This window comes from Helicobacter felistomachi (assembly GCF_030296895.1).
Lineage (GTDB): Bacteria > Campylobacterota > Campylobacteria > Campylobacterales > Helicobacteraceae > Helicobacter > Helicobacter felistomachi.
Map to the genome: position 1 here is coordinate 36,516 of NZ_AP028022.1, position 21,506 is coordinate 58,021.

Annotated in this window: 25 protein-coding genes and 4 pseudogenes; 11 read left to right on the top strand and 18 right to left on the bottom strand. The window is 47.8% G+C overall.

The window, feature by feature from the left end; all coding sequences use genetic code 11:
• Positions 1 to 54 precede the first annotated feature (54 nt).
• From QUE23_RS00170 to QUE23_RS00190, 5 genes are all read left to right on the top strand, one after another.
• Entirely contained in the window at positions 55 to 1,626 is a 1,572-nt protein-coding gene (locus QUE23_RS00170; protein ID WP_286348728.1) for a methyl-accepting chemotaxis protein, read from the top strand.
• On the top strand, positions 1,626 to 2,357 hold the full coding sequence (ung, locus tag QUE23_RS00175) for a uracil-DNA glycosylase (RefSeq protein ID WP_286348729.1): 732 nt from the start codon (positions 1,626 to 1,628) through the stop codon (positions 2,355 to 2,357). Before QUE23_RS00170 ends, ung begins: the two co-directional genes overlap by 1 nt.
• Before the next feature lie 196 nt (positions 2,358 to 2,553).
• Complete coding sequence (locus QUE23_RS00180; RefSeq protein ID WP_286348730.1) at positions 2,554 to 3,183, top strand: restriction endonuclease subunit S; 630 nt, start codon at positions 2,554 to 2,556, stop codon at positions 3,181 to 3,183.
• A gap of 16 nt (positions 3,184 to 3,199) precedes the next feature.
• The gene (locus tag QUE23_RS00185; RefSeq protein WP_434802019.1) at positions 3,200 to 3,607 is read left to right on the top strand and encodes a restriction endonuclease subunit S; all 408 of its coding nucleotides are present in this window, start codon (positions 3,200 to 3,202) and stop codon (positions 3,605 to 3,607) included.
• Positions 3,600 to 3,806 carry a hypothetical protein gene (locus tag QUE23_RS00190; RefSeq protein ID WP_286348732.1) on the top strand — a complete coding sequence of 69 codons (207 nt, stop codon included), beginning with the start codon at positions 3,600 to 3,602 and terminating at the stop codon, positions 3,804 to 3,806. Before QUE23_RS00185 ends, QUE23_RS00190 begins: the two co-directional genes overlap by 8 nt.
• Before the next feature lie 162 nt (positions 3,807 to 3,968).
• Here the strand turns inward: QUE23_RS00190 and QUE23_RS00195 are convergent, their stop codons facing one another.
• The 18 genes and pseudogenes from QUE23_RS00195 to QUE23_RS00280 all read right to left on the bottom strand — a co-directional run bounded on the left by QUE23_RS00195 (position 3,969) and on the right by QUE23_RS00280 (position 17,375).
• Positions 3,969 to 4,508: an LpoB-related protein gene (locus QUE23_RS00195; protein ID WP_286348733.1), complete on the bottom strand. Its 540-nt coding sequence runs from the start codon at positions 4,506 to 4,508 to the stop codon at positions 3,969 to 3,971.
• A complete protein-coding gene (gene lpoB, locus QUE23_RS00200) occupies positions 4,502 to 5,134 on the bottom strand; it encodes a penicillin-binding protein activator LpoB (RefSeq protein ID WP_286348734.1) in 633 nt (210 codons plus the stop codon). Before lpoB ends, QUE23_RS00195 begins: the two co-directional genes overlap by 7 nt.
• Positions 5,135 to 5,138: 4 nt before the next feature.
• Complete coding sequence (locus tag QUE23_RS00205; protein WP_286348735.1) at positions 5,139 to 5,756, bottom strand: hypothetical protein; 618 nt, start codon at positions 5,754 to 5,756, stop codon at positions 5,139 to 5,141.
• Positions 5,757 to 5,763: 7 nt separating this feature from the next.
• Positions 5,764 to 6,267: an LPP20 family lipoprotein gene (locus QUE23_RS00210; RefSeq protein ID WP_286348736.1), complete on the bottom strand. Its 504-nt coding sequence runs from the start codon at positions 6,265 to 6,267 to the stop codon at positions 5,764 to 5,766.
• Between the two features lie 57 nt (positions 6,268 to 6,324).
• Entirely contained in the window at positions 6,325 to 6,948 is a 624-nt protein-coding gene (locus QUE23_RS00215; protein ID WP_286348737.1) for an LpoB-related protein, read from the bottom strand.
• Positions 6,949 to 6,968: 20 nt separating this feature from the next.
• Entirely contained in the window at positions 6,969 to 7,226 is a 258-nt protein-coding gene (gene rpsR / locus QUE23_RS00220) for a 30S ribosomal protein S18 (protein ID WP_015107151.1), read from the bottom strand.
• A gap of 19 nt (positions 7,227 to 7,245) precedes the next feature.
• Positions 7,246 to 7,704: a single-stranded DNA-binding protein gene (ssb, locus tag QUE23_RS00225; protein ID WP_286348738.1), complete on the bottom strand. Its 459-nt coding sequence runs from the start codon at positions 7,702 to 7,704 to the stop codon at positions 7,246 to 7,248.
• Positions 7,697 to 8,119 carry a 30S ribosomal protein S6 gene (gene rpsF, locus QUE23_RS00230; protein WP_286348739.1) on the bottom strand — a complete coding sequence of 141 codons (423 nt, stop codon included), beginning with the start codon at positions 8,117 to 8,119 and terminating at the stop codon, positions 7,697 to 7,699. Before rpsF ends, ssb begins: the two co-directional genes overlap by 8 nt.
• Before the next feature lie 54 nt (positions 8,120 to 8,173).
• Complete coding sequence (holA, locus tag QUE23_RS00235; protein ID WP_286348740.1) at positions 8,174 to 9,166, bottom strand: DNA polymerase III subunit delta; 993 nt, start codon at positions 9,164 to 9,166, stop codon at positions 8,174 to 8,176.
• 26 nt (positions 9,167 to 9,192) lie between these two features.
• Positions 9,193 to 9,435, bottom strand: a complete 243-nt coding sequence (locus QUE23_RS00240; RefSeq protein WP_286348741.1) for a hypothetical protein — start codon at positions 9,433 to 9,435, stop codon at positions 9,193 to 9,195.
• A 24-nt stretch (positions 9,436 to 9,459) separates the two neighbouring features.
• On the bottom strand, positions 9,460 to 10,521 hold the full coding sequence (locus QUE23_RS00245) for a DNA methyltransferase family protein (protein ID WP_286348742.1): 1,062 nt from the start codon (positions 10,519 to 10,521) through the stop codon (positions 9,460 to 9,462).
• Positions 10,518 to 11,309, bottom strand: coding sequence for a shikimate dehydrogenase (locus tag QUE23_RS00250; protein ID WP_286348743.1), 792 nt, complete (start codon positions 11,307 to 11,309; stop codon positions 10,518 to 10,520). The genes QUE23_RS00245 and QUE23_RS00250 overlap by 4 nt, the downstream gene beginning before the upstream one ends.
• Complete coding sequence (locus tag QUE23_RS00255; protein ID WP_286348744.1) at positions 11,310 to 11,891, bottom strand: SH3 domain-containing protein; 582 nt, start codon at positions 11,889 to 11,891, stop codon at positions 11,310 to 11,312.
• Positions 11,892 to 11,893: 2 nt separating this feature from the next.
• Entirely contained in the window at positions 11,894 to 12,859 is a 966-nt protein-coding gene (gene purM / locus QUE23_RS00260) for a phosphoribosylformylglycinamidine cyclo-ligase (RefSeq protein WP_286348745.1), read from the bottom strand.
• Entirely contained in the window at positions 12,859 to 13,923 is a 1,065-nt protein-coding gene (locus tag QUE23_RS00265) for a microcin C ABC transporter permease YejB (RefSeq protein ID WP_286348746.1), read from the bottom strand. The genes purM and QUE23_RS00265 overlap by 1 nt, the downstream gene beginning before the upstream one ends.
• A pseudogene (locus QUE23_RS00270) lies at positions 13,923 to 15,687 on the bottom strand (extracellular solute-binding protein). Before QUE23_RS00270 ends, QUE23_RS00265 begins: the two are co-directional and overlap by 1 nt.
• Positions 15,688 to 15,701: 14 nt before the next feature.
• A pseudogene (gene trpS / locus QUE23_RS00275) lies at positions 15,702 to 16,680 on the bottom strand (tryptophan--tRNA ligase).
• Positions 16,677 to 17,375 carry a methyltransferase domain-containing protein gene (locus QUE23_RS00280; protein ID WP_286348747.1) on the bottom strand — a complete coding sequence of 233 codons (699 nt, stop codon included), beginning with the start codon at positions 17,373 to 17,375 and terminating at the stop codon, positions 16,677 to 16,679. The pseudogene trpS and the gene QUE23_RS00280 overlap by 4 nt, the downstream one beginning before the upstream one ends.
• 84 nt (positions 17,376 to 17,459) lie before the next feature.
• Between QUE23_RS00280 and secG the strand changes: the two are divergent.
• The 6 genes and pseudogenes from secG to ppk1 all read left to right on the top strand — a co-directional run.
• Positions 17,460 to 17,909 (top strand): annotated as a pseudogene (secG, locus tag QUE23_RS00285) (preprotein translocase subunit SecG); the annotation flags it as partial.
• Positions 17,910 to 17,915: 6 nt separating this feature from the next.
• Positions 17,916 to 18,472 (top strand): annotated as a pseudogene (frr, locus tag QUE23_RS00290) (ribosome recycling factor).
• 2 nt (positions 18,473 to 18,474) lie between these two features.
• On the top strand, positions 18,475 to 19,074 hold the full coding sequence (gene pyrE, locus QUE23_RS00295) for an orotate phosphoribosyltransferase (RefSeq protein ID WP_286348749.1): 600 nt from the start codon (positions 18,475 to 18,477) through the stop codon (positions 19,072 to 19,074).
• A 4-nt stretch (positions 19,075 to 19,078) separates the two neighbouring features.
• On the top strand, positions 19,079 to 19,495 hold the full coding sequence (locus QUE23_RS00300) for an RDD family protein (protein ID WP_286348750.1): 417 nt from the start codon (positions 19,079 to 19,081) through the stop codon (positions 19,493 to 19,495).
• A 42-nt stretch (positions 19,496 to 19,537) separates the two neighbouring features.
• Complete coding sequence (locus QUE23_RS10085; protein WP_434801987.1) at positions 19,538 to 20,371, top strand: polyphosphate kinase; 834 nt, start codon at positions 19,538 to 19,540, stop codon at positions 20,369 to 20,371.
• A gap of 13 nt (positions 20,372 to 20,384) precedes the next feature.
• Positions 20,385 to 21,494 (top strand): polyphosphate kinase 1, encoded by a 1,110-nt coding sequence (ppk1, locus tag QUE23_RS10090; RefSeq protein ID WP_434801988.1) that lies wholly within the window; start codon positions 20,385 to 20,387, stop codon positions 21,492 to 21,494.
• Positions 21,495 to 21,506: the final 12 nt, after the last annotated feature.

A 21,506-nucleotide genomic window follows, 5' to 3' on the forward strand; every position in this document is an offset into this window, starting at 1 on the left:
CCAATATAATAAATAAAGAGGCATGTATAGGTGTTAAAGAGCATTAAAGCTAAGATGACAGCACATATCCTACTTGCTGCATTGATTGTGGTGGGGATGGTTTACTATTGTTTGCGTACAGGCTATGAAAAACTCACCACGACCCAAAGCGTGGCTTTGATCCAAGTCATCAACCAAGCCCTCATCAACATGGTGAAAGAGGCGGCGCTCACAGGCGATCCTAACCAATTGAGGAAAGTCGTGAAAGACAGCCAAGGGATTCAAGGCGCGCATGTCAACTTCGTGCCTTCTAAAGAGGTCATCGCCCTGTTTGGCCTAAACATGGGTTTTACAGAGAACCCCGAAATGCGTAGCATGTTTGAGCGTAAAAATACAGCCCCTATTATCCGTTTCATTAAGAAAAACAGGAAGCACTTAGTTTTATTGCGCCAACCCTTTGTGGCTGAACAACTCTGTTTAAATTGCCACACCAACTCAAAAGTGGGGGATGTGCTTGCCATTTTAAATGTGCAATTTGATTTAAGTAATATTTATGGGCAAATTTTCATACACACCTTAAAAACTTTGGGCTACATCTTGGCGGTGTGCGCTGCGTTAGGGGTTGCGGTGTTGTGGCGCTTTGAGAGCGATTTGTTCAGGTCCTTAAGGCGTTTAAAGAAAATGGCAGGCAGGCTGACACAATCCAAACAAGCAGATTTAACCCAGCGCCTAGAGAGCGGGAATCTAGATGAGGTGGGGAGCACAGCACATTTTTTCAATTTGTTCATTGAAAAGTTGCAGGGCATTGTCAAAAACTCGCGCAGCATTTTGATGTCCAACATCTCCACAAACCACGCCATCCAAGACACCACACAAACCCTTAAATCCACAGAAACCCACGAGGACACCATCATCCAAACCATGCGGGATTTGAGCCAAAATGTGGACCAAAGTGCGATCCAAGCCATGCAACTCTTGCAGCTAGCCACAGACAAAATTAAGCAGGCGGATGACTCCATGCTCACCTTTAGCCAAAACATCAACCAGCACGTACAACTCTCTTTAAACTCCGCCCAAAACCAAAGCGCGATCGCTTTAGAGGCGAAGGATTTAACCAACAGTGCCGCCGATATTAAAAGGGTGCTGGGGCTGATTAGAGACATCGCCGAGCAAACGAACTTATTGGCCCTAAATGCCGCCATTGAAGCGGCTAGAGCGGGCGAGCACGGCAGAGGTTTTGCAGTCGTGGCGACAGAGGTGCGTAAACTTGCCGAGAAAACACAAAAGTCTTTGGCAGAGATTGCGAGCATGGTGAATATGGTGACCCAAAGCATCGAGCACATGGGCTCTAGAATCCAGCAAATGGCACACGAGTCAGAAGATCTATCCGAGCAAACCTCCGGTTTGCTGCCCCACATCAAAACCGTACAAGACAGCTTATCCATCTCCAACCAAACCGCTACACAGGCTATGAGCAGCAACCAGCAAATCGGGCAACAAATTAAAGAAATGGCCGTGGCTACGCAAAACCTAGTGGACATGTTTGCCAAAATCAAGACCCAGCGACTTAGCCTAGAAAAAAATATTCAAGAAATGCTTGCCAACAACGAGCAGCTAGGTCAAGAATTTTCTAAGTTTGAAGTCTAATGCTGCACTACATCTTAGCCCGCTTGCAACACAGCGCATGGTTTAATTTGCTAGAACCTTTGAGCCAAACCCCCGCCTTTGACACGCTCAATGCCAAATATACAGAGAGTCTCCAACAAGCCCAAGCGCAAAACACCCAAATTTTCCCCCCCATGCGCCAAATCTTTAGAGCCTTTGAGACCACGCCCTTTGAAAAACTCCACACCATCTTACTAGGCCAAGACCCCTACCCGGGCACTTTTAAGCAAGACCAGCAAGAAAGGCCTTTTGCCTGTGGGTTGAGTTTCAGTGTGCCAAGAGTTGCCCCCTTACCAAAAAGTCTACAAAATATCTATCAAGAATTGCACGCCAGCTTAAACACTCCCCTAAGCGGGCATGGCGATTTAAGCGCATGGGCGAAACAAGGGGTGTTGCTTTTAAACTCCATTTTGAGTGTGCCTAGGGGGCAACCAAAGGGACACGCCCATTTAGGTTGGGAGAGCTTTACAGATGGGGTTTTAAGCGCGCTCTCGCAGCTGGATCGCCCCCTACTTTTTATCTTATTAGGCAAAGTGGCGCAAGAAAAGAGGAAAGTCTTGACACACAATCCCAAACATTTGGTGTTATGTGCCCCGCACCCAAGCCCGCTGGCCCAAAGCCGCCCGCCCACTTTTCTAGGCAGTGGAGTTTTTAAACAAGCCCAAAACTTTTTGCAAACCCAAAACATCTCCATGGATTGGGCGTTGGATTAGGACTGCTCCATTTGCCTGGTGGAATCTATGGAGTTTTCTGCTTGACAAGAGGCTGTCATTTTGGGGTTTTTGGGGCAAAAGGCGAGGTAAATATGTTAACTCTAAAGAAAGACACATTAGAGATTAAGGCCTTGTGGGAGGCAAAATTAAAGGCGTGTGGGGCTACAATTTGCGATAAAAATTTTAAGGATAGCCCATGACCCCACAAGAGAACAACAAAAGCTGGCAAGCTTTGCAAGCTTTAGAGTGGCGTGGGGTGCAATTAGTAGATTTATTTTATATCAGCGGGAGCAAAACCACACCCAAACTAGAGCTAGAAAAATACGGCAAGGGGGATTACCCCTATGTAACCACGCAAGCCATAAATAACGGCATTGCGGGCTATTACAACTTTTGGACGGAAAAAGGGGATTGCTTAACTATTGATAGTGCCGTTTTAGGTACTTGCTTTTACCAACCTAGAAACTTTAGTGCAAGCGACCATGTAGAAATTTTGCGTCCAAAATTCGAACCATTTACACGAAATATTGCCCTATATTTTGTAACCGCTCTAAACCGCCTAGCTTTATGTCATGGCTACTCTTACGCCCGCAAACGCTCACAAAGGGCTTTACGGGAGGAACAAATCCCCTTGCCCCACACCCCCACTGGCAAAATCGCTTTTGAAGCGATGGAAGCTTTTATAAGGGAACTTCAAGCGGAGCGCTTGGAGGAACTTCAAGCATATCTTAAAGTTACAAATTTAGAAAACACCGCCCTAACCCCTTTAGAACAAGAGGCGTTAGATTTATTTAGCGGGTATTTGACTGGGGGGGGCGAAATGTAGCTTTGCCTTTAAGCTAATTTGGAGGGAGTTTAAGGTGGGGGATTTGTTTAAAATCCAAAGCAACCCCCAACTCAATAAAGACAGCTTCATCTTTGTAGAACCCCCCGCTTTTTTTCAAAGTAAGCAGAATACTTACCCTACAGATAAGCCTAGTGCTTACTCTTACTTCACTCGCATTTGCATGAATAATGGCATTGCGGGGTGGGTGGCGTATTTGGACGCAGAACACAAGATTAAGGGCAATTCTCTAGCAGTAGGGATGATAGGCATGCAATTTTTCTATATGAAGCAGGATTTTTACGCCGGGCAATTCACCAAAACCTTACACCCCAAATTCGAGGGCTTTAATCGGCGTGTTGCGCTGTTTATGGCAACTTGCCTTAACAAGTTTCAAAGGATTTTACAAGGCGTTTTTAGTGCGTGATTTTGTCAAAACCCTAAGTAGCCTTAAAATCTCTCTCCCCGCCTATGAAGACGGCACAATTGCCTACGATCTTATGGAAAACTTTATGAAAGCCTTGGAGAAACAGCACATTGAGAGAGTGAAAGCCTTGTGGGCTCAAAAGTTAAACGCTTATGGCAAAGCTTTATACAGCCTTAAATCCCATTTAAACTCCGTTTAAATGGGATTAACAATGGCATTCGGGAGTTTATCTAAGAGCAAGAAACTTATTTAAACCCGGGCAATGTGTTAAGCTTTGCGATCACCTTTAGCGTGTCTTACCAAAAAAGCCCCACTTTACGGGCAATAAGATTCAAATTTTAATCCCCAAATTTGGCTGTGCTTAGGGATTGTGGCTAATGGCAAACTCCCCACTCCACACTTCTAGCCCCGTGGCCACCTTCACCACATTCAGAATCAAAATATTTTCTACGTGTTGCTCACTGGTGCGTTGGACGATGGAGGTGTTTAAGAAAAGGCTAGCGGGTTTTGGCGTGGTTAGGCTACGCATTTGTGCAGTTTTCTTAATGGTGCTGTCCTCACTATCGCCCTCCACCACCGCTCTTTTGGCAAAGAACTTATCTCTCCCGCTCTCTTGCAAGGTCTTTAACACCATTTGCGTGAGCTGCTCGGTGTCTAGGCGTTGCTTACTCTCATTTTCCACATCCACGACCCCAAAGACCGATCCTTGTAATGCTTGGATTTTGGGGCTTTGCAGCATGGCCTTTAAAGCCTCTTTAGCGGTGTGGGTGATGTCGGCTACAAAAGCTTGTTGTTGGGCGCGCATGGCAGGGGTTAAGCCAGTGCAGCCCACAGCCGTTAGGCTAAGAATCCCAGCTAGAAAAGAAGCCAAAAGCCTTTGGTGCACCTTACTGCCTACCATGAAACGGCTTTATTGCTCCCTAGCTTGGTGATGGGGAACTCTTTACTCCACACATCTAACCCATTATTGATGCTGACAAGGCGCAAAATAAAGATGTAGTCGATGCGCTGTTTACTCGAACTCACGCGGGCATTGCGCTGGATCACCTTGCCACCTAGGCTCAAATCGGGGGCCCTTAGCGTCCCTTTTTCTTTGGTGGTCTCTTGGTTAAACTCCGCGTTGTTGCGCAATTTGCGGGCCTTAGCGATCATTTTATCCTCAGTGCCCCCACTGCCCGCAACAGCCCTCGTTACATAGAACTTGCCCTGCACCTTGTCTTTAAGGGTTTGCAACACCATCTGGGTGAGCTGTTCAGTGTCGAAGTGTTGCATGGTGTCGTTGATTACATCCGAAACTGCAATGACCTGCTTACCCTTCAAGTTCTCAAAATCGGGGCTTTGCAACATGGACGTTACAGCGGTTTTAGCCGCGTCCTCCACATCTTGATAATCCAGCCCCACTGTGGCGTATTTTTTATCGTTTAAGTCTTTTTGGGAGGCATAAGACACATCGTTGCCACACCCCGCAATGCCCAAAGCCAAAGCCCCCACCACACAGGAAGCCACAATTTTTTTACTTAGTTCCATGGTTTCAATTTTGCCCTTTCTGTTCTACTTGTCTGTTTAAAGTCTCTTGTTTTGGATTTGCTTGCCCTTTGGGTGCATCTGTTTGTTCTAGTAACTTTTGTGTTGCTGTTTCTTTAGGCGTTGTTGCCTTTTGTGTGCGCGTCTTTGATGTGTCTGCCTTTTCTTGGACCGCCCGAGCGGGAGCTTTAGGCTCTTGCGCCTTTGGCTCTGTAGGTTTTGGTGTGGACTCTTGCGCTTTTGGTGCTGGCTTTGCTGTGCTGGTGGGCTCTTTGGGTGCTGCTGTGTTTGACGCTTTTATGGCCTGCGCCACATCCACACCAAACAAGACATAGACCAAAGAAACCCCCACCCATTTAGACTCTAAGCGCGTCCCCACCAGCTCCACACGCCCGCTGGCTTTGGGGTTTTTTGCTAAAACCCATGCCGCTATCTTGCCCTTAGCTTTTGTGCTGGCTAGGTTTGTAGCGTAATTTATGTCGCCGCTTACAATGGGCGCGCTGGCACAGGCCAAGAGTCTGCTGCCTTGAGTGTAGGCCTTAGCAGAGCAGTTTTGCACCCAAGCAGGGTTGCTTGCACAGCCCAAGAACGGCAATAAGAGCCCCCCTAACCAAAGCTGTTTCACTTAAATACTATTGTAAACCCAATTCTTGGCGCACTTTAGACACAATGCCTTGATCGAGTCCATAGAGAACCCAAACCTTGTCCTTACCCACCCAACGCGCTAAGAGTTTTGTGGCGTTCAACACGCGATCGACTTTCTCGCCCACATCTACGCTACTCATCTTATTCATGCTATTTCCATCGCTCGCTTTGTGGCTTTGCACCTCTTTAGTGAGCTCGGTTTTCAGGTTAGCGGCTAAATTCGCTTTGGCAGCGGCGGCGGCTTGATCGGTCGCAAAGGACACATCTCCCCCCACAATGTCGTATTCTCCTCGACCTAAGAAAACGCTCGTGTATTCCTTGTCGTGCATTTTAATCTCGTTGAGATCGCCAACCACCCACTTGGGCGCACCTTTGGTTTCTTTGCGGTATTCTTTGTTTTCTTTGCTGACCCCGGATTTGGGCTCACCACACCCTACGACGATCAAAGCTCCTACAACACTCCCTAGTAACAACCATCTCTTAGCACGCATGCCGGCTCCTTGTTTAAAAATAAAGTCCTATCCTAGCACAAAATGGCTATCTAAAAACTAACGCCCCGCTCTAGCGTGGGGTTCAGCGTGTAAAATAGGCAGTTCGGCTTTCCACACATCTTGCCCGTTTTTATTGCTCACAAGGTGCAACACCAACACGCTTTCCTTACCCTCTTTGGCGGGTTTCACTTCGGTGTTTAGGGTCAAGTGGGGGTGTTTAGCCGCCTTCGCACGGACATCCACCACCACAAATTTTTTCTGCTCTTTGAGCATCGCTTCCTCTGCTTGGGCGAGCTTGGCTGTGTCGATTTGTTCTTTTGTGCTGTTTTTTGCCTCAAGCACTAAAGTGTTGTGCCCCTTGATTTTTTGCACTTGTGGATCTTTGAGCATGTCCTCTAAAGCGTTTTTGACCACTTGTGCGACATCTTGATCGGTGATGGCTTGAGCCATGGCTTGACCTTCTTCGGGTTTGGCCGCCTGGCTAGTGGGTTTGCCTTCCTCTTTTTTGACCCCGGGTTTATTGACCTCTTCCTTTTTCATATCTTCTTTTTTCACATCTGTTTTAGGGGCTTCTTTGTGGCTCTCCTCTTTTTTTGCGCCATGTTCTTCTTTGGGTTTATCACACCCAGCCAAAGCCAAAGCCCCAGCCAAACCTAACAACACTAACTTTTTAGAAACCATTGTATTCTCCTTGTTTGAAATTAAGACAATCTAAAGGGGTTGTCTACCACTTTTTTGCGATCCACGACATAGGGGATCAACGCCATGTGGCGCGCTCGTTTGATCGCCACTTCCACCCTCTCTTGCCACTTTTTGCTATTGCCCGTCAAACGGCGGGGCATGATTTTATAGCGTTCGGATAAAGAGTGTTTTAACAGTTCTAAATCCTTATAATCGATGAACTCGATCTTGGCTTCTGTGTATTTGCAGTAACGCTTTGAGTACTTCTTTCTCTCCATTTGCTTCCTTTAGTGTAGTTTAAAAAGGCATGTCGTCATCGACGTTGATCTCGGGGATTTTTTCTTCCCGCTTGGGAGAGCTTTGCGGGGCAAAGCCACCCTGTGGGGCAAAGTTTCCCTGCGTATAGGCTTGTGGGGTTTGGCTGTTTTGGGGTTTGCTATCTAGCATCACCAAATTCTCCACCACCACCACATGCTTGCTGCGTTTATTGCCCGCATTGTCCGTCCAACTCTCAAACTTCAAACGCCCCTCAAGGAGCACCTTAGACCCCTTGTGTAGGTATTGTTGGGCGATCTCTGCCGTGCGCCCAAAAAGGGTGATGTCCACAAAACAAGTTTCTTGTTCTTTGCTCCCATCCTGCTTTTTATAAGTGTGGTTTGTGGCAATCCCCCCACTCCCCACCACAGACCCACTAGGCAAGTGGCGCACCTCTATATCTTTTGTAAAATGCCCGACAAGGGTGATTTTATTATACACCCTGACCTTCTTGCCCCTCTGTGGGGGTTTCTTTAGCGGGGGCTTCTTTGTGGGGCTTTTCGGGCGCAGCGTGTAAGATTTTCTTGCTGGCTCGATCTATCAAAGTGTGCCATGCTTTCTGCTCTTTTTTGTTCTCGTATTTCAAAATGATGAAGCGCAACACATCTTCGTTAATCCGATACAGCCTCTCCAACTCTAAGACCGCTGCAGGCTCGGCCTGAAAGTAAATGACAAAATAGTAACCCCTTTTGTGCTTTTGAATCTCATAGGCCAAGTGGCGCGCGCCCATGTCTAGTGTGTTGGCAATCACACCCCCCTGAGTGGTGATCACTTCTTGGTAAAAAGCGATTTTGCTTTTCAATTCCTCTTCCACCAACGTGGGTTTGAGGATAAACATCGTCTCGTAATGCTTCAAAAATTCTCCTTTTGGTTTCCGCCCTTTCGCCGTGCGAAAAGAGCAAGGTTAAGCTTAGGATTCTAGCGGATACAATCTTGTATTTTGATTAAAAAATGCCAACTCTTTTTCTCTTTGCCCCCGCAGGTGTGCACTGTGCCAGCTTTGCAACAAACTAAAAAGCGTGGTGTAATCGGCGACTTGCTGACAACGCTCTTTTAACTCTTTGACAATGGCGGGCGGGGGGGTGTAGCCCAACACCTCTTTGGCCTGCACTTGCCCCTTTTGGTTGTAGGCAAAAAAGCCAAAGAGCTGATAAAAGTAACGCCACAATGCCCTCAGCCACTCACCCTCATCCACCCCCTCATTTTGCAGCCGCCCCCAAAGCTCTAACACGCCTCTTTTGGCAAACAAGGCGTTTAAAAATCCGCCCACCTCCACCGCCCCCATGCCCTGCACCAAATCCTGCACCTCTTGTAAGCCGATCTCTTGCCCGAGCAGGGCTAATTTTTCTAAATCTCTATGGATTAAACGCAAATCAAAATTATGTCCCTCTAAGAGCAAATGCAGCGCCTCTTGGCTGATTTGCAGTTGCAGTGCGTAGATTTTCTCTTGCACCAACTCCAAAAGTACAGCATAGGAGGGGGTGAAAAAACGCACTTCTAGCACCGAGTCTAATAAAGTAGGGTGCTTGAAATGTGCGCTAAATTGCCTAAAGTCTTGGGCGTATTCACTTTGGCTTTTCGCCCGATAAAACTCAATGATGAGAGCATTTTGGGGATTTTTTGCTAGGGTGTCTAAGAGTTTTTGGGTGTCTTTGGTGCTGAGCTTCTTATCCAGTTTAAGCCACGCTAAATTACCCTGTGCGAATAAACTAGAAAGCCCGAGCCACTCTAGGGTTTCTTGTAAATCAAACTCACTAAAGTACGCCCGATTGATTTGCGCCTGCGGATAGAGTTTAGCGATTTTTTTCCCATAGTGTTCGATGTAAAACTCCCACTCCCCATAGAGCAACACTGCCCTAGGCACACGGGTTTTTAAATAGTTTTCTAGGTCTTTTTGGTACATGCTTGCCCCAAATTTGCTAGGTTAGCTTAGTCTAAAGGCTCTAGCAATTTGGCTTGCAGGCGGTAACCCAGCTGCCTTATCGCACTTAAAAAATCAAAATCTGTCCCCTCTAATTCGGGCAAGTCTATCCCCTTAGACTGAGCGATATATGCCAAAACACTTTTAAACTCTGTCTCACTCTCAAAATCCTCTAAAATCGCGTTTAAGAGAGCTAACCGCTTTTTATCTGTGCTTAAAAGTTGAGCCACGCTTAAAGGTTTAAAAGCCATTAAACTCCTTTTCTAAGTTACTTATCATAGATAATGCTCACCGAGCAAATCCCTAAAATAGGCTTTAATTTGTGGGCTTAGGTGTTTGTTTTGGCCGGTGTGGATCAATGCGTCTTCTAGGGCTTTAAATCTCTCAAAATTAAAGAAAATGTCGCAATTTCTTGGGTAGTGGGGGATTTGGGTTTTAAAAATGTCCATGCAGCAGTAAAGGCTGTATTTTTTGGGGCTCATTAAAACGCTGTGTGCCTTTTGGGTCGGCATAAAGGTTTTAAAGCGCGCTAAAGCGTTGATGTCTCTTAATGGGTAGAAAAAAGACCTAGTCTCTTGGACTTTTTTAGCATTGGGGTGTTTGTCGATGTGGGGGGTGATGGACTCTAGCTCTTTGAGCCTAAAACTCTTGCCCTCTAGGGTGTTAAAGCTAAAATTGGCGATAAATCCAAAATCCATGCCCTGTGTGTCCCTTGCATAAAGGGCTAAGATGATGGGAAAGGGGGCAAGCGATTTGGGGCAAAAGATTTTAGATCTAAGGATCAAAGCGTCTTTTAGGCGGTAGTTTTGTCTAAAACCTTTTAGGGCTTGGAAATTTGTCTTTTTGATGAGATAAGATAAGGGGTGCAAGACACACACAACCTCCGCTTTGAGTAGGTCGTAAGAGCGCAAAAAACTAAGCCCTAAATCCCTTGCCTTTAATAGGGAGTCGGTGTCTATGGGGGCTGTTTTTAGCCCTTGGCGTATTTGTGAAGTCGTGTCGTTGTAAGGGGGGTTACCCACAATGGCGCATTGATCGCCCTTGGCAAGCCCTAGACTTTGGTGGCTGCACCCCCTTAGGGCGTTTGTGTGGATTAAATGGGCGGTGGGGACGTTGATTTTGGCTTGCTTTAGGGCGGTTAAATCCCTATCCACGCCCACCACCTTTTTAAACCCCCTTGAGAAAGAAAACGCCCCCGCCCCACAAGCGCTATCTAGGAGGCAATATTCTTTAGGCTCTAAATGGGCACTCAGTAAAGAAAACGCCCTTTGCACCAAGAAAGGGGGGGTGTAGAAACTGCCGAGATTGATCTTTTCAAGGGGGCTTAGGTGGCTCAATTTAGCACTTCTTGCATGGTTGCTTGCACTAAGGAGCTGTTTAAATGGGGGGCAAACTGGGCGAAACTGAGCACCGCTTGGGCGATGAGCATGGCCTTGCCATCAAAGGTCTTTAAGCGGCACTCTCTAGCTAGGCTTAAAAAGGGGGTGTTGTGGTAAATGAGATCGTAGGCATAGTTGGCTTGTTGAAACAGGGCTGTGAGCTTGTTTTTGTCGCATGGCAAATTTGGCTCTTGTAGCCCTGCGGTGGTGGTGTTGATGATTAAATCGTAAGCGTCTAGGGGGCAATCTTGGCTTAAAAAGCTGGGGACATTTTGGGCTTGAAAATAGGCGAGTTTTTCGCCACTTCTATTGCACACCACGACCTCGATGCCCCTTGATTTTAAGGCGCACAGCACAGCCCGCGCGCTCCCCCCAGCCCCTAAGATCAAAGCCCTAGAAATGTCAAGCCCCTCTAGGGGGGCTAAAAAGCCCTCTATGTCGGTGTTGTAACCCACAATTTGCCCCTCTCTTAACACCCAAGTATTCACGGCTTGAATCTCTTGTGCCAACCCCTCTACTCTATCGCTTAAGGCAAAGGCGCTCTCTTTAAAGGGCGTGGTGATATTTGCCCCACATAGCCCTAATTCTAAGAAACGCTTTTTTAAATTTTGAGGGTTTTCTAACAATATGGGGTGGTAGTTGCCCCTAAAGCCCAATTCTTTTTCGTAGCGCACAAACACAGCGTTGTGGAGTAGGGGGGATTTGGAGTGGGCGATGGGGTTACCAAAGACAGCGTATTGGCGCATTTATTGTTCCTTTTTTAGCAGGGGCAAATACACCCAACCCTTGTCAACCCGGCCCCAACCCTCTTTGACTTCTAGGACATGCACCTCGTGTCCTCTTAGGATTTTTGCCACCACAGGGGCGTGGGTGCTCGGTTTTGTGCGGACATTGACGGCGCTCACATCCACATGGTAGATAGTGTAGGGGGGTTCTTTCGCACCCTCTTTGGCCTCTGTGGCTTGTTCTTTAGGGGCTTGCTCTTGGGGGGTGGGCTTTGCCTTTTTGGCCGTGTTTTCTTGCACCTCTTTGGTTTCTGTGGTTTTAGTTTCTTTGTTTGCCTCTTTGCTCTCTACCGATTTGGCTTCAACTTTTACCTCTGTTGCCTCTTTGCCCTCTGTGGGAGTTGCTCCTTTGGGGGCTTCTTGCGCCTGTTCTTGTTCTGTGCTTTTCTCTTGCGCTTGTGCTTGCACTTTTGGAGGCTCTATTTGCGCCTGATCTGCACTCTTGTGTTTGACCTCAGCCATAAACACGCCCACATACACCCCCAAACAGAGCAACACCACCCCCAAACCATAGCCATAGAGTTTAAAAAATTTCAATGCCATGTTCACTCCACAAATGTGATTTCTTGTGTGCCCTTTTCAAGCACGCCAAGATAAAACCCCCCTGCCTTTTCTAACGCCCTTAAGTTTTTGCTAGGGGCGATTGCCACCATCCCCACGCCCATGTTAAACACCCTTAAACACTCCGCAAAGTCTAAATGCTCTAAGAGCCAGCTAAAGACGGGCAAGCGGGGCAAGGCTTGTAACTCAAGGCGTGCGTTTAAATCTAGGGGCAAAATCCGCTCTAAATTGCTCTTCAATCCACCCCCCGTGATGTGGGCTAGGGCGTGGATTTGATCTTTTAGGGCAAGTAGGGGGGTGTAAAGCCGCGTGGGGGTTAAGAGGGTGTCTAAACTTGGGGCGTTGTGAGGCGCACTCTTTAAAATTTCTCTCACCAAAGAAAAGCCATTGCTGTGTAAGCCACTGCTGGCAAAGCCCACTAAAATATCCCCCGCTTGGATTTTGTCCTTTTTGCTTAAGTCGCTTTTCTCCGTTACCCCCACGCAAAAGCCCGCCAAATCAAACTCGCCAGACGCATACACCCCCGGCATTTGGGCGCTTTCTCCACCGATGAGCGCACAGTCCGACTCTTTGCACCCTTGTGCCATGCCCTTAATGAGTGCTAGAGTTTGGCATGGCTCTAGCTGGCTTGTGGCAAAGTAATCTAAGAAAAATAAGGGCTTGGCAAAGGCACAGATCAAGTCGTTGACATTCATCGCCACCAAGTCTAACCCTAAATTAAACAGTTGGTGGGCTTCTTTAGCAAGTTTTAATTTTGTGCCTATGCCATCGGTGCAAGAGATCAACATGGGTTCTTTGTAGCCGCTGGGCATGGAATAAGCCCCAAAAAACCCCCCCACGCCTTGCAAAACGCGAGAATCGTAGGTTTGACTGGCTAGGGGAGTAATGGCTTGTATCAGTGCCTGTGCCTTGTCTAAATCCACACCGCTTTGCTCATAAGTCCTAACCATCAACGCCTTTCAAAGTCAATGCGCGGATCGACAAGGGCATAGGTCAAGTCGCTGATGAGATTGACGAGCAAGCCCAGCAAGGTAAAGATATACAGCGAGCCAAAAACCACGGGGTAATCTCTGTTAATCAAGCTGTCAAAGCTGAGTAAGCCTAGCCCGTCTAAACTAAAAATGATCTCAATCAACAAACTCCCGCTGAAAAACACCCCCAAAAACGCGCTGGGAAAGCCGGCAATGACCAAGAGCATGGCATTTCTAAAGACATGCCCGTAAAAAATGCGATTCTCCCCCGCCCCCTTCGCTCTTGCCGTAATTAAATATAACTTGCCCATTTCATCCAAAAACGAGTTTTTGACAAGCAAAGTTAAGCTGGCAAAGCCCCCGATACTCATACACAGCACGGGTAGGGCGATGTGCCATAAATAGTCCTTGATTTTGCCAAAGGTGCTTAGGGTGTCAAAATTGTCGCTCACCAAGCCCTTTAGGGGGAAAATGTGCCAATAAGTGCCCGAGGCAAAGAGCACAATCAATAAAAGCGCAAAGATGAACGAGGGGATCGCATTTGCCACCACCACCGCCACACTGCTGGCAATATCAAAGCCCGAATTGTTGCGTCTTGCCTTTAAAATCCCCAAAGGGATAGAGATGAGGTAGATCAAAAGCGTGCTAAAAAAGCCCAAAGAAATCGACACGGGCAATTTCTCTTTAATCAAGTCGAGCACCCCGATTTGGCGGTAAAAACTCTGCCCGAAGTCAAAACACAAGTATTTTTTCAGCATGAGGACATAGCGTTGCCAAAGGGGTTTGTCAAAGCCATAGAGTTTAGTCAGCTCTTGATACAGCGCACTATCCATGCCCTGTGCCCCCTTGTAACGGCTTTCACTCAATTGGTTTTCTTTGAGGCTCAAGCTCTTGCTCTCTTGGTTGGTGGCGTTGGTGAGCTTTGCCATCATTTGCTCCACAGGTCCGCCGGGCGCACTTTGGATGATGAAAAAATTTAAGGTGATGATCCCAAATAAAGTGGGGATCAAGAGCAAGAGCCGTTTTAGGGTGTAAAAGAGCATTAGGGCTTTCTCTCTAGGTTTTTATCCCACCACAAATAGGGCGAAAAGCCATAGGGGGGGTTTTTGAGCATGGCGATCTTGTCCCAATAAGCGACACGCCAAAAGGGGGCATGGAAGTGGGGGATGACATAAAAGCCCCACAAGAGCACTCTATCTAATGCCCGCACCGCAGCGATTTGGCTGGGGCGGTCTTTGGCTTTAATCACCATGTCAATCAAGCCATCAATGGCTGGGTTGGCAATACCGGCGTAGTTTTGGCTGCCCGGCTGTGTGGCGCTCTTGCTCCCCCAAAAGTAGCGTTGTTCGTTGCCCGGGAACAAGGATTGCCCGATACTGCCCACCACCATGTCGTAGTCAAACTTCTTCACCCGTCCCATGTATTGGCTTAAATCCACCCTTTGGATTTGCATGGTGATCCCCAAAACCTTTAAGTTTTTGGCATAGGCTAGGGCTAATCTTTCAAAGGCTTGGTTGTTTAAAAGCATGGTGAAGATAAAAGGCTTTTTGCTCTTAGCATTGACGAGTTGGTTATGCACCACAATATAGCCGGCCTGCTTTAAGAGGGCTTGGGCGTGTTTTAAATTCTCCCGCCGATTGTAGCCCACTTTTTTCGCCCCATCGGTGCGTGGCACAAGGTAGGGCGTGGTGAAAATGCGCAGGTTGAATTTTTCTAACTCAGGTTTAAACTTCTCTAAATCTTGTAACTCTTGCCCGCTAGGCAAGCCACTAGAGGCAAACACGGAATTACTAAAATAACTCTTGGTGCGTTGGTATTGCGAGAAGAAGAGGTTTTGATTTGCCCACTCAAAGTCAAAGGCGTAAAAGAGGGCTTCGCGCACCCGCATGTCCTTAAAAAGCTCTCTTCTAGTGTTCATAAAAAAGCCCTGCATGCCAGAAGGCAGGGCATGCTTGAATAAGACTTTATGGATACGCCCACTTGTGATGCCCTCACCCACATAGCCCCTCGCCCACACTTTCGCCGTGCTTTCAAACCGCCAGTCGTAAGCCCCACTCAAAAAAGCTTGCAAGGCGACCGAGTCGTCCTTGTAGTAGTCAAAACGCACCAAATCAAAGTTGTACGAGCCCTTTTGCACGGGCAAATCCTGTGCCCAATAGTTTTTGTTGCGCTCATAGGTGATTTGCTTGCCAATGGCAAAGGTCTTAATGGTGTAGGGTCCACTAGACACGGGCACTAAAAGGGGGTTGTTAAAGTCGTGGGTGTCAAAGAAGTGCTTAGGCAAAACTTGTAATTGCCCTAAGATTAAAGGCAATTCGCGGTTATGGGTGTTTTTAAAGGTGAATTTGACATGCCATTTGTCTAGCACCACAGCGTCCTTAATGTCGCTGTAATATTGCTTGAAAACGGGACTGCCCTTTTGCATGAGAATGTCAAAGCTGAACTTCACATCGCTGGCTAAAATCGGCACGCCATCGCTAAATCTCGCCCTTTTGTCGATCCCAAAAATGACATAGGCATTGTCCTTAGCCACTTCTATGTCATTGGCGATTAAAGCGTATTCAGCATAAGGCTCATCTAGGCTTTGGGCTAAGAGTGTGTCATAGACAAGCTCCAATCCGCTCGCCTTTGTCCCCTTAAGTAAAAAAGGATTTAGGCTATCAAAAGTGCCTAAAGCGTAGTTTTTGAGTAGCCCCTTTAGGGGCGTTGGGGTTGGCGTAGTCAAAATGCGTGAAGTTTTGTTGGTATTTGGCCGGCTCGCCCAAAGCAATAAAAGGGGCAGCACCTAGCCACGCCCCACACAGCATGAGTGCTAAAAATTTCACACCAAACCCATGCACTCTTTGGCTTTGGCATAGGTCGCCTGCGCTAGAGGGCGCACCTTCGCACACCCATCACTCAGCACTTGTGCGACATAGTCGGGGTTTTCTTGTAGCCGTTGGTAGTTCTCTTGTATGGGCGTTAGAGTGGCGATTAAAAGCTCAATCAAGGCGTTTTTAAAATGCCCGTAACCCTTGCCTTGAAACTCATTTTCTATGGCTTCACGGCTTAACCCGCTTAAATTTTCATAAATGCCAAGCAAATTAAGTAGTCCGGGGCGGGCGGGGTCAAAGGCAACCACGCCTAGTGAGTCTGTGGTGGCTTTTTTGATTTTCTTAGCGATTAAATCCGGAGTGTCTAGCAAAAACAAGGCGTGCAAGGGGGCTTTATGTGATTTACTCATTTTAATGGTGGGATCGTCTAGCCCCATCACCCTAGCCCCACTTGGGGCGATCAAAGGCTCGGGCACGACAAAGCACGCTCCAAAATCTCGATTAAAGCGTTGGGCTAAGTTTCGCGCGAGCTCTAAATGTTGCTTTTGGTCTTCGCCCACGGGCACGGCGTTGGTTTGGTAGAGCAAAATGTCCGCTGCCATTAAAACGGGGTAGGCAAACAGCCCTGCACTCACCTGTTCTTGCTTGGCACTCTTGTCCTTAAACTGGGTCATGCGGTTTAACTCGCCCATGCTCGCCACGCAATTTAATAGCCACGCCAACGCCCCATGCTCGTCTATTTGGCTTTGGATAAATAGACTAGATTTTGTGGGGTCGATCCCACACGCCAGTAACAAAGTCGCCATTTCTAGGCTTTGGGCGCGCAATTCTTTGGGGTCTTTGGGGATCGTGATAGCATGGGAATTGACGATACAAAAGATATTTTCGTAAGTGTCTTGGGCTTGCACCCATTGTTTGATCGCCCCTAAGTAATTGCCTAAGTGCACCCCCGGTGGGCTGGATGCCTGAAAAAACTCTAGCCTTCATACAAGCTCCCCGATAAAAAATAGGGCTTCATAGCTTAGGGTGCTGTAGGGGGCGTGGTGTTTTAACGCTTTTGCCTTGCCAAAGGGCAAAGCCCCGCCCCCAAGTAGTCCGCTCCCTTTAAGTTGTTGTAAAAAACTCTCTCTATCGTTAAACTCTTGTTTAAATGTTTCAACCCACATGGTTTGTTTAAACCCCTTAAAACTTTGCTTTAAAATGTCTTGCACTTCTTTAGCCCCCCTTAAAGGCGAGCGGGTGTTTAAAAAAGCGTGCAACTCGTGCAAACTGGCACTGGTGTGTAGGGCTAAAGCCACACGCCTACAGCAGCGCGCCAACTGCTGGCATAACTTTGCCAAATCCTGCGCCCATTGTAAGGACGATGCCCCGATGGCTAGATCGCTTGGCATCAACTCTGTGCTCTCAAAATCGCCACATTCTAGGCGGACACTTTGAGCGTTTGGGCTAGTGGTGGGGTGTAAGGCGAGCATTTGGCTAGAAATGTCTAGCCCCACAAATGCGCCCACCTTCAAGCCCAAAGCCGGCAAGGCTTTCAACACATTCCCGCTCCCACAGCCCAAATCTAAAACCCGTGCATAAAACCCGGGAGATAAAGGCGCGAGCAAGTGTCTAACGATGCGCCCTTGCACGCTTGAAAACTCTGCGTAAGTCTTGGCTCTCTTGCTAAAAGAGTGGAGCATGCTCTAGCCCCCTTTGCTAAAAGCCCTAATTTTAATAAAATTTTGCTAAAATCGCCATTTAATCCTTGCACTTTGGAGCGTGTATTGAGTAGTCTGTTCTTGGTTTTACAGATTGTGCTGGCTGTGTTGATCGTCATTGTGGTGTTGTTGCAAAAAAGCTCAAGCATCGGGCTTGGGGCTTACAGCGGAAGCAACGAGTCGCTCTTTGGAGCGAAGGGGCCAGCAAGCTTCATGGCAAAAACCACCATGGTCTTGGGTTTCTTGTTTTTAAGCAACACCATTGCACTGGGCTACTTTTACAACAAAGAATACAACATCAGCCTTGTAGACAGCGCACCCAAGGCCGCCCCCCTTGTGCCCTTAGTGCCTAAAAACCCCACGCAAAACAACCCCTTGAGTAACCCCCTACTGCTGCCTAAAACCCAAGAAAACCCCCTAGCCGTGCCGCTCAAAAAAGAAAAGCACACCCCACTCCCCTTACCCGAGCACAAAGAGCACAAAAAAGACACAGAAACTAAAAAAGATAAAAAGGACTAAATTATGTTAGATGGCATTTACAAGCACACCAAGGAGCAAATGCAAAAATCCTTACAAGCCCTAAGTAAGGATTTCATGACTTTAAGAAGTGGTCGGGTTTCCATTAGCCTAGTCGATCATGTCCGTGTGGAGTATTACAACACCCCCACGCCCCTAAACCAAGTCGCTTCTGTGATCGCCACAGACGCTTCTACCATCACGATCACCCCGTGGGAAAGGGGCTCCTTAAAGACATTGAGCGGGCATTGCAAGAGGCCAATATCGGGGTGAACCCTAGCAATGATGGCGAAAATGTCAAGCTCTTCTTCCCCCCCATGACCATGGAGCAGCGTAAAGAGATTGCCAAAGACGCCAAGGCAATGGGCGAAAAGGCGAAAGTCGCGATCCGCAATATCCGCCAAGAGGCGAACAACCAAATCAAAAAGCTAGAGAAAGACAAGGCGATCAGCGAGGACGAAAACAAAAGGGCTTTAGCTGAGGTGCAAAAATACACCGATGACTTCATTAAAAAAGTGGAGGAACACACTAAAGCCAAAGAAGAAGAAGTCCTAAAGGTCTAGGCATGGATATTTGCAAAATTTACACCGATTGTGGGGCACTCTTAGAGGGGCATTTTCTGCTCTCTAGTGGGAATCACTCTAATTTTTACTTGCAATCGGCAAAGGTGCTCGAAGAGCCTAAAATTGCCGAAACATTAGCTGAGACTCTAGCCCAAGAAATCCAAAAGGCTAACTTAAGGGTTGAAACAATCTGCTCCCCGGCATTGGGCGGGATTTTAGCCGGCTATGAGCTGGCAAGGGCTCTTGGTGTGCGTTTTATCTTTACCGAGAGGGTGCAAGGAGCGATGGTACTAAGACGGGGCTTTCGCGTCCAAGAGGGCGAAAAGATTTTAATTTGCGAAGACATCATCACCACGGGCGGATCGGCGATGGAGGCTGGGGCGTGTGTGGAAAGCTTAGGGGCAAAAGTCGTGGGTTTTGCCAGCCTTGCCAATCGGGGCATTTGTGAGAGGGGCTTAAAGCCCACACACAAAGAAGCGTGTAAATTGCCTGCCTTGCCTTTTTTTACCCTAGCGGATTTTGATTTTGAGATGTATCCGCCCGACAACTGCCCCCTGTGCCAACACAGCAAACCCATAAAACCCGGCAGTCGTGGCAATTAAGGGCGTGGGGCTAGCGCAAAACTTTAAAGCCTTGCACGGGCTAAATAGACTCAAAGCTTTCATTACGGACTTATTCATGCTCTACACCCCTCTTTTATATTTTGTAACCTACGTGGTGGTCGGTTCGGCGCAAGGCTTTAGAGAAAACCAAATGGCAGTGTTTGCGTGCGTGGCGGGCTTTGGCTTGCTCTCTAGTGTGTTTTTATGTGTGAGTGGACAGACCCCGGGGCTGCGCTATGTCGGGTTAAAATTAGTCTGCGCCAAAACCCAAAACAAGGTGGGGTTTTTTCGGGCATTGTCGCGCTTTTTTGTGTGGCTGTTTGTGGCGAGCACCCTTATAGGCTTGCTCTTGCCCTTAATGCGCCCTAACATGCGGCTCTTACACGATGCACTTTGCAACACCGCCATGCAGAAGGTTTAATTCTTTTGGCTACAATGCGCCCTTTGGGTGTGGAGATAACAAGTGTATTTTAACCGAGAACTTTCGTGGCTGCGCTTCAACACACGGGTTTTAGACCAAGCTTGCGATGCCCGCCTGCCCTTGTTGGAGCGGTTAAAATTTTTAGCCATTTATGGGACAAATTTAGACGAGTTTTACATGATCCGCGTGGCAGGGCTCAAACACCTAGCCGACAACAACATGACCACCACAAGCCTGGATGGTTTAAGCCCAAGAGAACAGCTAGAGTGCATACACGCCTACGCCGCCGCTGAGCAAAAAATCGTGCAAAGGCAGTTTTTGGGCTTAAAAAGGTCTTTAAGCAAACAGGGACTGAGCTTAAAAAGCGTGGCAAGCCTGCCGGTTAAATATCACTCTAAATTGCAAGCCCACTTCCACGAACACCTATACCCCATAGTCGTGCCGACCTTGTTAGACTTAAACCGCCCCTTCCCCTTTGTGCGTAATTTGAGCTTTGGGTTGGTGTTTGAGCTAGAAAGAAAAGATGGAGAGATCGTCTATGGGGCGGTGAAAATCCCCTCCTTGTTAAAACGCTTTGTAGAAATTGACACGGGCGTGTTCGTGGCGGTGGAAGAAATCGTGCAAAAATGCGCCCCCTTGTTGTTTGAGGGTTACACGATTTTAGAGAGTATGGCCTTTAGAATCACCTGCAATGCCGATATGGAAATCATTGAGGACGAGGGACATGATCTGGTCAATCGCATCAGTGAGGGCTTACGCACACGCGATAGGGGGAGGCGGTGCGCTTGGAGGTGGGCGGGGGGAGCGTGCATTTACGCCAAATCCTCAGTGCCCAAATGCCCGGCGTTACCTTGTATCCTAGCCGCATTTTGTTAGACTTAGGGCGGTTGTGGGAGTTGGTGGCCTAAAGGGTTACACCCATTTAAAAGCCCCTGTGTTTGTGCCTAAGATTTTACCCCCCTTAAGCGGCATTGACTTTTTGGATAGCCGGGCGTTCTTTGAGCTGCTCGAACAGCAAGACATTTTATTGTTCCACCCCTATGAGGACTTTGACCCCATTGTGCGTTTTATCCAAAACGCCGCTGAGGATAAAGATGTCATTTCTATCCGCATGACCTTATACAGAGTGGGTAAAGAGTCCCCCATTGTCAAAGCCCTCACAGAGGCCGCCCCTTATAAGCAAGTGAGCGTGCTTGTGGAGCTCAAAGCCCGTTTTGATGAAGAGAATAATTTGCACTGGGCGCGGGCTCTAGAAAATGCCGGCGCGCATGTGATTTATGGGGTGTCTAGCCTAAAGGTGCATGCCAAAGTGGCGTTGGTGGTGCGTAAAGTGGGCGATGCCCTAAAAGAGTATGTCCATGTCAGCACCGGCAATTACAACACGCTTTCAGCTAAAGTCTATACGGACCTGAGCCTACTTAGCGCAAACCCCAAAATCGCCCACGACACCCTAAAGTTGTTCCACTCACTAGGCACGGGCGTGAGTGCCCAAACGCATTTAAGCACGCTTTATATGGCCCCTAAACAAATCAAGAGTAAAATCCTAGCCCTCATCACCCACGAAATGGGCTTGAAGTGCAAGGGGCGGATCATTTTTAAGGCCAATGCACTTGTGGATAAGGACATCATTGATGGCTTATATGAGGCTTCGCAGGTGGGGGTGAAGATTGATTTGTTAGTGCGGGGGATTTGCTGTTTGCGCCCACAGATGAAAGGCTTAAGCGAGAATATTCGGGTGTTCTCCATTGTCGGCAAATATTTAGAACACGCCCGCATTTATTACTTCGCCCACGACACGCATAAGCTGTATTTTTCCAGTGCCGACATGATGCCCCGCAATTTAGAAAAACGGGTGGAGTTGTTAGTGCCTGCCACTTCTAAGGCGATTCAGCGCAAAATATTGCATATCTTGCATCTACAGCTTAAAGACAACACCCAAACCTACGCCCTGCAGGCAGGTGGCGAGTATGTGCGCTTAAGCCCCACACACACCCCTTAAACGCCCAACTGC